The sequence below is a fragment of the Pseudomonas folii genome (assembly GCF_014357575.1).
Taxonomy (GTDB): Bacteria; Pseudomonadota; Gammaproteobacteria; order Pseudomonadales; family Pseudomonadaceae; genus Aquipseudomonas; species Aquipseudomonas folii.
Genome location: NZ_JACONW010000166.1, coordinates 1 through 11,087 on the forward strand (window position 1 = coordinate 1; position 11,087 = coordinate 11,087).

7 protein-coding genes are annotated in these 11,087 nt (G+C 54.0%); 3 read left to right on the top strand and 4 right to left on the bottom strand.

Annotated features, from left to right (window positions below; translation table 11 throughout):
- Positions 1 to 8: 8 nt before the first annotated feature.
- The gene (locus H8S59_RS23290) at positions 9 to 527 is read right to left on the bottom strand and encodes an ACT domain-containing protein (RefSeq protein WP_187522948.1); all 519 of its coding nucleotides are present in this window, start codon (positions 525 to 527) and stop codon (positions 9 to 11) included.
- 339 nt (positions 528 to 866) lie between these two features.
- On the opposite strand from H8S59_RS23290, the gene H8S59_RS23295 reads away from it, so the two are divergent.
- Complete coding sequence (locus tag H8S59_RS23295) at positions 867 to 3,044, top strand: malate synthase G (protein ID WP_187522949.1); 2,178 nt, start codon at positions 867 to 869, stop codon at positions 3,042 to 3,044.
- 223 nt (positions 3,045 to 3,267) lie between these two features.
- On the opposite strand, the gene H8S59_RS23300 is transcribed toward H8S59_RS23295, so the two are convergent.
- A complete protein-coding gene (locus tag H8S59_RS23300) occupies positions 3,268 to 3,714 on the bottom strand; it encodes a response regulator (protein ID WP_187522950.1) in 447 nt (148 codons plus the stop codon).
- Positions 3,715 to 3,966: 252 nt separating this feature from the next.
- On the opposite strand from H8S59_RS23300, the gene H8S59_RS23305 reads away from it, so the two are divergent.
- Together H8S59_RS23305 and H8S59_RS23310 are read left to right on the top strand one after the other, a co-directional pair.
- Positions 3,967 to 5,901 (top strand): putative nucleotidyltransferase substrate binding domain-containing protein, encoded by a 1,935-nt coding sequence (locus H8S59_RS23305; RefSeq protein ID WP_187522951.1) that lies wholly within the window; start codon positions 3,967 to 3,969, stop codon positions 5,899 to 5,901.
- A gap of 14 nt (positions 5,902 to 5,915) precedes the next feature.
- Entirely contained in the window at positions 5,916 to 6,629 is a 714-nt protein-coding gene (locus H8S59_RS23310) for a 3'-5' exonuclease (protein WP_187522954.1), read from the top strand.
- Between the two features lie 779 nt (positions 6,630 to 7,408).
- Here H8S59_RS23310 and H8S59_RS23315 read toward each other — a convergent pair.
- Positions 7,409 to 9,094, bottom strand: a complete 1,686-nt coding sequence (locus H8S59_RS23315) for an ATP-binding cassette domain-containing protein (protein WP_187522952.1) — start codon at positions 9,092 to 9,094, stop codon at positions 7,409 to 7,411.
- Positions 9,095 to 9,108: 14 nt separating this feature from the next.
- A complete protein-coding gene (locus tag H8S59_RS23320; RefSeq protein ID WP_187522953.1) occupies positions 9,109 to 10,293 on the bottom strand; it encodes a YcaO-like family protein in 1,185 nt (394 codons plus the stop codon).
- Positions 10,294 to 11,087 lie beyond the last annotated feature (794 nt).

The following is an 11,087-nucleotide window of genomic DNA, read 5'->3' on the forward strand; positions in this document are numbered from 1 at the left end:
CCACAGGCTCAAAGATCCGTACGCAACACCAGATCCACCATCAAATCATCCGCCAGGGTTTCCAGCGCTTGTTGCAGATCATCCAGCGCCAGCGATTCAGGTACGCCCAATATCGCGTCGGCGTGGAACAGCAGTTCACTGCTCATGGGTGCGGGTTTGACTTCGGTGACCAGTCTTTCGACGTTAACGCCCTGCTCTGACAGCAACCGAGTGATGTCGCGAACGATGCCGGAGCGATCGTTGCCCACCAACTCCATTCCAATGTGTTTCCAGGTACCGGGCGACTCGATGGCGGTTTCGGCAAACAGCACGCGTATGCCCCGCCCGGACAACTCGATCAACGCGCTCTTCAATTCTTCATGGGCGTCAGTCGCGACGCCAATACGCAGGATGCCGGCGAACTGCCCGGCCATGTGCGACATGCGGCTTTCCAGCCAGTTACCGCCGTGGTCGGCAATGCATTTGGCGATGGCTTCAACCTGGCCAGGCTTGTCGGGGGCAAATACCGTGATAACGAGATGATCCACTGCTGACTCCTTCTGGTCTTGAATCTGCACCAGCCACGCAGGCTGACGACAAGGGGACAAGTATAGGCAAGCCTGCCCACCACGCCGGAGTATGGCCTGGCTGCCATTTTGTGTACGGTTTCCATTTTTATCTGGAACAATCGGCAACATCTTTGAGAACATCCTGATCCCGATGATGACTGGCGATGAAATTTCAGTCGCGAAGTGACATATTTAGTTCCGTTTCCACGCGTCAAGCCTTCATGTAGTATTCCGCGTCGCGCACTACATAAACGGCGACCCCACAATAGAGCGTTCCCTCGGGGGCGTAAAAAAGCTGAGCAGAGTGAGGCAAGTGCAATGACTGAACACGTTCAAGTCGGTGGCCTGCAGGTCGCCAAAGTCCTGTATGACTTCGTGAATAACGAAGCACTTCCCGGGACCGGTCTTGATGCTGCTGGCTTCTGGATGGGTGCAGACCAGTTGATCAATGAGCTGGCCCCCAGGAACAAGGCACTGCTCGCCAAACGTGATGAATTGCAGGCGCAGATCGACGCCTGGCACCAGTCCCATGCCGGACAGGCCCACGACGCCTCGGCTTACAAGGCTTTCCTTGAGCAAATCGGTTATCTGCTGCCAGAGGTGGCGGATTTCCAGATCACGACGCAAAACGTCGACGAAGAAATCGCGCGCATGGCAGGCCCACAGCTGGTGGTGCCGGTCATGAACGCCCGTTTCGCCCTCAATGCTTCGAACGCCCGTTGGGGTTCGCTGTACGACGCGCTGTATGGCACCGATGCCATCAGCGAAGCCGACGGCGCAGAGAAAGGCAAAGGCTACAACAAGGTTCGCGGTGACAAGGTGATTGCCTTCGCTCGCGCCTTCCTGGACGAAGCCGCCCCACTGGCCGCGGGCTCCCACGTCGACTCCACCGGCTACAAGCTGATCGACGGCAAACTGGTGATCAGCCTCAAGGGTGGCAGTAATACCGGCCTGCAAGACGACGCGCAGTTGATCGGCTATCAAGGCGATGCATCAGCACCGACCGCTGTGCTGCTCAAGCACAACGGCCTGCATTTCGAGATTCAGATCGACGCTGCCAGTCCGATTGGCCAGACCGATGCCGCGGGCGTCAAAGACGTACTGATGGAAGCCGCCCTGACCACCATCATGGACTGCGAAGACTCCATCGCAGCCGTCGATGCTGACGACAAGGTAGTGGTTTACCGCAACTGGCTGGGCCTGATGAAAGGCGACCTGGCCGAACAGGTCTCCAAAGGCGGCGAAACCTTCACCCGCACCATGAACGGCGACCGTCACTACACCGCACCCAATGGCGGCGACGTGAAGCTGCACGGTCGTTCACTGCTGTTCATCCGCAACGTCGGTCACTTGATGACCATTGATGCGATCCTCGACAAGAACGGCCAGGAAGTACCGGAAGGCATTCTGGACGGTCTGCTGACCAGCCTTGCGGCGATCCACAGCCTCAATGGCAACACCACACGCAGCAACAGCCGCACTCGTTCGGTGTACATCGTCAAACCGAAAATGCATGGCCCGGAAGAAGCCGCGTTCACCAACGAATTGTTCGGTCGCATCGAAGACGTTCTGCGTCTGCCACGCAACACGCTCAAAGTGGGGATCATGGACGAAGAGCGTCGTACCACGGTCAACCTCAAGGCGTGCATCAAGGCGGCCAGCGAGCGTGTGGTGTTCATCAACACGGGCTTCCTGGACCGTACTGGCGACGAAATCCACACCTCCATGGAGGCCGGTCCAGTGGTGCGCAAGGCGCAGATGAAGGCCGAGAAATGGATCAGTGCCTACGAGAACTCGAACGTAGACATCGGCTTGAGCTGCGGCCTGCAAGGTCGTGCGCAGATCGGTAAAGGCATGTGGGCCATGCCGGACCTGATGGCGGCGATGCTCGAACAGAAAATCGCTCACCCGCTGGCCGGTGCGAATACGGCCTGGGTGCCGTCGCCGACTGCTGCTGCGTTGCACGCGCTGCACTATCACAAGGTCGACGTGTTCGCCCGTCAGGCCGAACTGGCCCAGCGCACTCGCGCTTCGGTGGATGACATCCTGACCATCCCGCTGGCCCCGAATACCGATTGGACGGCTGAAGAGATCCAGAACGAACTGGATAACAACTCACAGGGCATTCTCGGCTACGTGGTGCGCTGGATCGATCAGGGCGTGGGTTGCTCGAAGGTGCCGGACATCAATGACATCGGCCTGATGGAAGACCGCGCCACGCTGCGTATCTCCAGCCAGCACATCGCCAACTGGCTGCGCCACGGCGTGGTCAATGAAACTCAGGTGATGGACAGCCTCAAGCGCATGGCGCCTGTGGTTGATCGCCAGAATGCGGGGGATTCGCTGTACCGTCCGCTGGCACCGGATTTCGACAGCAACATCGCGTTCCAGGCGGCGGTTGAACTGGTGATCGAAGGGACTAAACAACCTAACGGTTACACCGAGCCGGTCTTGCACCGTCGGCGTCGGGAGTTCAAGGCGAAGAACGGGTTGTAAGGCGATTTCACGGGCACCGCGGTCCTCTTTTGTGGGAGCGGTGCTTGGTCTGGGCGGCATTCCGACGATAAGAGCGCTGCAGTCAGATGTCGTGGGACCGGCTTTAGCCGGGAAGAGGCCGTTACAGTCACCCATAATGGGTCGTCAGAAATACCGCTTTCCCGGCTAAAGCCGGTCCCACGTCAGCTTGCGTGAAGACTTAGAATTTCCCACAGGTTCTTGCTCACTCCATCCCCAACTCTCTCTTCACCAGCTTCACCAACTGCTTGGTGTTGATGGGCTTGAGCAGGAAGTCCAGCACGCTCAGGTGCATGGCATCGATGGCATCCCGCACGTTGGCGTCACCGGACACGATGATGATCGGCAACGAAGCACGCTCGGAGTCCCGGACCCGGCGAATCAGGTCCAGGCCGTTGCACGGAGCCATGCGCAGGTCAGTAATCAGCAGGGCGATGGTGTCCCGGGTGCGAATCAACTCCATGGCGCTGTTGCCACCGGCCGCCGTCAGACAACTTATGTCGTTGAGGCTGAGGATTTCGGCCAGCAGTTCGCGCGCGTCCCGGTCGTCATCCACGATCAGCACCCGTTGCTCCGAACTGGATGGCGGCGCGAGCATCACTTCATTCAGAGCTTCGCGCTCTTCATCGCTCAAAATATCGTAATCCAGCATAACCGCCTCATTCCTTTGCACTGACTGACAAAAACACCGGGCTCGGCCCGGAGATATCTGTGTGCTTTTTTGCTGGCGTCCTTGCACTTTAACAAGGGCCGTCCCAAGCATCGTACAACTCTGTACAGGTGCTTTTTACACCATGACGGTAAGAGTCAGAAATCTTTTTGTTGTCGTAAGACTTACGTCCAATGGGCACTACCCCTCAAGCGGCCGACCATAGCCTTCAATAAAAACAAAGCGGTGCAGGTCATGAGTCGAGCCGATGCATTCACCCAGGCCGGGAAAACAGCGGTGTTGCAGAACATTCACGGCACCATGCAGTTCCTGCAAAAATTCCCGCCATTCGACCATATGGAGAACGCACACCTCGCGTATCTGGTCGAGCAATGCCAACTGCGTTTCTACGCCGCCGACGAGAGCATCATCAAGCCGAGCGATGGCCCAGTAGAGCATTTCTACGTCGTCAAACAAGGGCGAGTGGTCGGCGAGCGTCCTCACACAGCCAAAGGCGGCACTGAAACCACCTTCGAAATCACCACCGGCGAATGTTTCCCGCTGGCCGCGCTGCTAGGTGAGCGAGCCACGCGCACCGAACATTTGGCGGCTGAAGATACCTTCTGCCTGCAGTTGAACAAGCAGGCGTTTATCAAGATGTTCGCGTTATCCACAACCTTCCGCGATTTCGCCTTGCGGGGCGTCAGCAGCTTGCTGGATCAGGTCAATCAGCAGGTCCAGCAACGTGCGGTAGAAACTCTTGGCACCCAATACTCGCTCAACACCCGGCTTGGCGAGCTGGCCATGCGTCATCCGGTGATGTGTACGCCTGATACGCCGATGCGTGAAGCCGTGAAACTGATGCATGAGCAGCAAGTTGGCAGCATTGTGATCATCGATCAGCATCAGGCGCCGCTGGGCATTTTCACGTTACGTGACCTGCGTGAAGCCGTGGCCGACATCAATGTCGACTTCAGTCAGCCGATCCAGAGCCGCATGATCCAGGCCCCCTTCCATCTCAGCCCTGACGCCAGCGCCTTCGACGCGGCCATCGCCATGACCAGTCGACACATCGCGCACGTATGCCTGGTCAGAGACGGTCGCTTGTGCGGCGTGGTGTCTGAGCGGGATCTGTTCTCTTTGCAACGCGTCGATCTGGTTCACCTGGCCCGCACCATTCGCACGGCACCGCGCATCGACAGCCTGTGCAACCTGCGCGGCGATATCGTCCAGCTGGTGGATCGCATGCTTGCCCATGGCGCATCTTCAACACAAATCACGCAGATCATCACACTGCTCAACGACCACACGGTGTGCCGTGTGATCGAGCTGACCCTGCAAGAGCGCGGAGACCCTGGCATCCCCTTCAGCTGGTTGTGTTTCGGCAGTGAAGGCCGGCGCGAACAGACCCTGCACACCGATCAGGACAACGGCATCCTGTTCGACGCCAAAGACGCCGCGGAAGCGGAACACATCCGCAGTCTGTTGCTGCCAATTGCTGAACGCATCAATCAGAACCTGGCCCTGTGCGGTTTCACGCTGTGTAAAGGCAACATCATGGCGAGCAACCCGGAGCTGTGCCTGTCCCGGGCTGAATGGTCTCGACGTTTTGCGGCATTCATTCGCGAGGCGACGCCGGAAAATCTGCTCAACTCCAGCATCTACTTCGACCTGCGGGTGGTCTGGGGTGACGAAAGTGGCGGCGAGCAATTGCGCCAGCAGATTCTTGATCAGGTCGCTGACAATCGCCTGTTTCAGCGCATGCTGGCAGAAAACGCATTGCGCCAACGTCCACCCGTGGGACGCTTCAAGGATTTTGTCCTGGCCCGCAAAGGCAGCGACAAGGACACCATGGACCTCAAAACCCAAGGCCTCACGCCCTTTGTCGATGGGGCTCGCGTGCTGGCCCTCGCCAATGGTATTGGCGTGAACAATACCCTCGAACGTTTGCGCAAACTGGTCGAGAACGAAGTCATCGACCCGCAAGACGGCGCGGCGTATGAAGAGGCGTATCACTTCATTCAGCAAACCCGCATGCAGCAGCATCAGCAGCAGAGTCGACAGAATCTGCCGTGGTCCAATCGTATCGATCCGGACACGCTCAATCACCTGGACCGACGAATTCTGCGTGAATCATTGCGCCAGGCCCAGCGCCTGCAAATCAGTCTGACCCTGCGTTATCAACTATGAATCTGTTCAACAGCATGAACCTGTTCCAATGGCTGCGTCCCCGGCCACAAAAACCGACGCTGGAAAAACGCGATCAACAACGGCTGGCCAACCTGGCGCCTGCTGCACCGCTGAGTGAAGAGCCATTGCGGCAGCAACGCTGGGTAGTGGTCGACCTGGAAACCAGCGGCCTGAACATGAACCGTGATCAGGTACTGTCCATTGGTGCCGTCGTCATCGAGGACGGTGCCATTGACCTGAGTCAGCAGTTCGAACGAACGCTGCTCTGTCCCAATCATAAAGTCAGCCCCGCCGTGTTGATCCACGGTCTGGCCCCCAGCGCCATCGCGGCGGGCAGCGAACCTGTACAGGCCCTGCTGGATTTCATGGAATTTGTCGGCGAAAGCCCTCTGCTGGCGTTCCACGCACCTTTTGATCGGCACATGCTGAGTCGGGCATTGAAAGACAGCCTGGACTACCGCCTTGAGCATCACTTTCTGGATGTAGCGGAAATCGCGCCCATGCTTTTTCCACAGGCTGGTTTCCGCAAGGCCGGGCTGGACGACTGGACACAGTTCTTCGGGCTGCATGCAGAGGAACGCCACCACGCCAGCGCCGATGCGTTGGTGACGGCAGAACTGGCGTTGATCCTGTTCAGCCACGCCCGCCGCCAGGAGATCGACAGCCCCGCCCGCCTCGACCAGAGCCTGAGCCAATGGCGTCGGCGACAGCAGAGTCATTCGTTCTAAAGCCACTGAGCAGAACGGTAGGAGCGAACTTGTTCGCGAGCATCTTTACAGACGATGAAAACCTATAGGCTGGTCGATCTCCTCGCGAACAAGTTCACTCCTACCAGCGACCGCCGATAGGCTTTGGAGCGTTATTCACAAATCCTGTTGGCTCACCTGTGGATAACATGTTCGCTTATCCCTGAACCCTATACAAACCGGGGTCTGCAGCCAGATGATTAAAAAACAACCAACATAACCCACGGTTTTTATTGGTTTTTCATTGTGGATAAAGCCTCCCCCGACTAACACACCCATCCACAACTACCCACAAAGTCTGTTGGCGCTTCTGTGGACAAGTTGTTCGCTTACCTCTACAAGCCACGTATATAAAGGCCTCCAAGCAAACGATCAAAAAACAACCAACCACAACAAAAAAGCTCGAATTCTCTTCTGTCAACCTTGAAAAACAAGGCTTTCAGCAGTTTTCCACAGATCGAGACCAGTTGAACGTAAGTTGCCCCCAAACTCTGTTGGCGTGTCTGTGGATAAGGTGTTTGTGATTAGCTACAGGTCTTTAATATCGGGAGGTTCATGGATTTGATCAATTATTGATCAATAACACATTAACGAAGGTACTTCTGGATAAGTGCCAGTTTTAAATAGCTTTTAAGCGCCTATCAGGCGCTTTTTCCACAATGGATGTAGACATATCTGTGGATAAGCTGTGCGGATACGTGTATCGCGACAAAAAAAGAGCTAAGACTCCTCACCAGAGCCCTCCCACGACCGTAGCCCGCTCAGGGATCATCTGAACCTGAAACGATTTGAGCCACTAACTCTGCGATTCGCCCCTCGTCTTCTAGCTCAGACCACGGACCATCAGCAACCACTGCTCCCTGCGCCATGACAATGACTCGATCAAATTGTGGCAACGCGGCCAAATCATGAGTTACGCAAATCAGCCCGCTGTTTTTAAAGTGGCAAAAAATGACCTCCCATACCCGCAACCGTGTGTCTTGGTCCAGGGACGCGGTGGGCTCGTCGAACAAATTGAAATCCCCCGGACGGTTAATCAACCGCAACAGCGAAAGTCGCTTCGCTTCGCCCCCGGAGATGTTTTTAGCACCTTCAGAAATGAGCCGATTTTCGACCAACTCCCGCAGTTCGAGGTCATCAACGGCTTGAGCGAGAACCGAGGATTTCTCGCGCCCGAACAGCACGGAGTGTTCAAAAGCGCCCTCCAGAAACACCGGACCCTGTGGGCAGTAGCGAACACGGCGCAGATACCCCTCGATGTCTTGAGGCTGGAGCTGCCGGTCGTTGTAGCCAAGATGATGCCGTCGTGTCTTCACCACCCCTGCCAGGGTTTCCAGCAACGTCGTCTTCCCCGCTCCGCTGGGTCCGATGATCGCTACTGATTGCTCACGATAAAAACGCATCGGCCTGTCAGTTAACGGACTCATAACCGAAAGACTCAACGACAAAAGGCGATCTGAGAGTAGGGTTTGAACGATGTGTAGATGACTCTCCAACAACAAAATCTCCTGAAGTCTTTTCTTATCAACTAAAAACTGATCGAGCGTCCTGTAAGACTCGGCTAACTGACTGAAGTTATTTAAAAACATCCCGGCAATAGAAAATACCGCAACCAAGGCTCCGACAGTCAAATTCGGCGAAGCCGACAATTGATCCTGAACTCCCCATGCCAGTAAGCCGGTCGTTGAAAGGCCAGTATAAAGAATCCTGATTGACCCCAGAACAGCGCCAGTACTAGCGACCTTCGTAGCTGCCCGCGCGTAGGCCGCGTAACTTTCATAAAGCGGTCGCGGCGCACTATCACAAGCCTGCTCCAACTTAATTACTTTTCCAGCATGAAGGGTCTCGAACAGCCGTGAAGAAACCAGATCCTCCTCGGCATTGACAATAAGTAAATAGGGTCTTCTCCAGTTAACCACATAGCGGTAAAGCAGCATATATCCGATCGATATCCCCAAAAGCGCCATAAAGAGCGTGAACCCTCCAGCATAGGCAAAGACTGCCCCGACCAAAATCAACTCAATGAAAAGTGGAAAACCTGACGTAATAAAAAACGTCAGTAGTTTTTCATGAGCGGTGATGCCACGCTCCACGGACTTAATCAATCCTCCGAGTCTAAAAACGGAGAAAGCGTCAAACTCTTTCTCCAGGATAGCTTTGGTCCATTCAGTAGATTTTTCTTTCAACGTCGTCTGCACAAGGCTCACCAGCTGGTAAGTTTGCAGTGGACTGAAAACAGACTGAAAAATAATCGCCATACACAACGCTGCAAAAAGCCAAAGCACACCGGAGGCGGGTACAACGCCTGAAGAAACAAGGCTATCAATAATCTTCCCCAATAAAAGCGCAGGAATGACAGCAATTCCTTTCAGAAAGATCGTTATGGCTGTCGCGCTCAGGAAAAGGCTTTTTTTGGCGAGAAAGGTATCTTTCAAGAAATTGAACATCTTACTAGGTGCCTTTAAGAAAAAGACCTATTGGCATGCAGCAAATGTTGCGGCACCACAGGAATGCCGGCTCGAACTAGATTGAAGCGCTCCACCCCAGGTATGTATACCTGAGTCACCACACAACCGTTATCGAATTCAAGCAACGTTCGACGTAATATCCGCAAGCCGGTAGCAGAAATCTGTTCGATTATATATTCAAGCTGATGCGCGACCGTTTTTTTCCTGGGAGGATCCAGTCGCCTGCATATGTATTCATTATTTCTAAGCACTTCAAGGTCGATCAGCGGCTGTAATTTAAATGACCGCTGCATCAATGAGTAGGCCTTTAGATCATTGTCCCTCTCTGACTCGTCGAACAACTCCAACGCCTGAAGAAGCTCGGTTGAAGCACGTTCAATCGCCACACCCGCATCAACAGAACATCCAGACCCTATGAGACATACGGGGTACCTGCCATCTGGCCTTTTCGGAATAGCCATACAGAAATAGACACCATAAATGGTATGTGTGAGTAATACTTTCATTCCATCCACCAAGGCGCGAAGACTGTCTTGACCGAAAAATAATTCGTCCAGAATTTCCGCACTTGGAGACTTCAGTAGCAGCTTTTCATGCTGACCGCACAGAGACATTAGGACCTTTGAAAGCGCATGTCTCTCAACAACCTCATTGAGTCCGTGAAGTATCGCTTCATTTTCTGAGCAACCAAATGCAAGACCTGAGTTTGATGAATAGCGGTTGAGGTAGGAAAGCTCAGGGTGCGCCTCAATTTTATCTCCCAACTCCTTGCATGGAAGTTGAATCACAGCAGGTACTCTTACCTTGCCACCCGTGAGGATGTCATGCATTTCGACGCAGTCGATTGCAGTGCGGCTTTTGGGAAGGTTAGTCAGCAATCCGTCCATACTGAGCGAAGGCTGATTACGGATATCATCTATAGCGGAGGAAACCAGACCAGTAAATAAATTACCATCCAGAGCAAAGTGCTCCAGACTTTCAGCCTGCGCACCAATTTTACAATATATCCCTTTACCTGCACCTTCGGACACTGTTACGCCGGCGTTGTCTATCAACTTCGATACTGCAACTGTCTTTGACGCATTTTTGAATTCTGTCGAAAACGAGAAACCCAACGACGATGCAGCCTGCAGGACTTTCTCCTCAGATGATATTGCAGAGAAATCACGTTCAAACATTTTTCGCTCCTTGAAGTAGTGCTTGGGGGTCACCCCCCAAGCTAGCCCGTGGGCTATACAACATTAGTCATGTGAATAAAACAGAGTCTCGCTAAGCAACAGCCCCCCTACTAACTCATCATTTTTGTTGAACGGAACAATTGCGATTTCAGAACGTTTACGACCCATTTGATGCACTCCATATATTTATGTGAACGGGAATAATTCCCTTAGCACTCACGGCATGTGCCGCGAGTGGTGTATTGGTACCACTTCGTTCAATAACGTGCCAAGTCGTTTAATATTTTTAATGTCCGATAATGCCGTAGGAAAATTCCAGCATGTTGTAGGAATACATAGGCAATCCCATGTATAACCTCATCTATTCGTGTAGGACTAAGTGTTTAGAGAGTGCGATATCACAGAAAATGCAAATGCAGATATTTGTCTGTCAGCGGCTACATTGAAGGTCTGGGGCATAAGGGGGGGGCGGGCGGAAATCGTGCCTACGGCAACGAAGCTGTCTGATAATTACTCTTCTGCACGGATTTATAAAACGAAGTAGTGACTTCCCCACAATTGCTGTGGGTTGCTCTGTGGATAAGTTGTTTGCTGAAGCTGGGATGCGCGGCGGGTCTGCGCTTGCAAGGGTTTGATCAAATTATGATCAGGCGAAAAAATTAACTGTAGGAGCCAACTTGTTGGCGAGGCGGTTTGTCAGGTGCATGGTCTCACGAACCGTTTACTCGTACAAAGGAGACATTTTGCCTAACTCAATCAAGCAACACCGGCTTGCGAAGACCTTGTAGGAGCTG

Excerpts from the sequence above, each read along its gene's own strand:
- H8S59_RS23300 (WP_187522950.1), bottom strand. The coding sequence starts at position 3,714 with ATGCTGGATTACGATATTTTGAGCGATGAAGAGCGCGAAGCTCTGAAT.
- H8S59_RS23310 (WP_187522954.1), top strand. The coding sequence starts at position 5,916 with ATGAACCTGTTCCAATGGCTGCGTCCCCGGCCACAAAAACCGACGCTG.
- H8S59_RS23305 (WP_187522951.1), top strand. The coding sequence starts at position 3,967 with ATGAGTCGAGCCGATGCATTCACCCAGGCCGGGAAAACAGCGGTGTTG.
- H8S59_RS23295 (WP_187522949.1), top strand. The coding sequence starts at position 867 with ATGACTGAACACGTTCAAGTCGGTGGCCTGCAGGTCGCCAAAGTCCTG.
- H8S59_RS23320 (WP_187522953.1), bottom strand. The coding sequence starts at position 10,293 with ATGTTTGAACGTGATTTCTCTGCAATATCATCTGAGGAGAAAGTCCTG.
- H8S59_RS23315 (WP_187522952.1), bottom strand. The coding sequence starts at position 9,094 with ATGTTCAATTTCTTGAAAGATACCTTTCTCGCCAAAAAAAGCCTTTTC.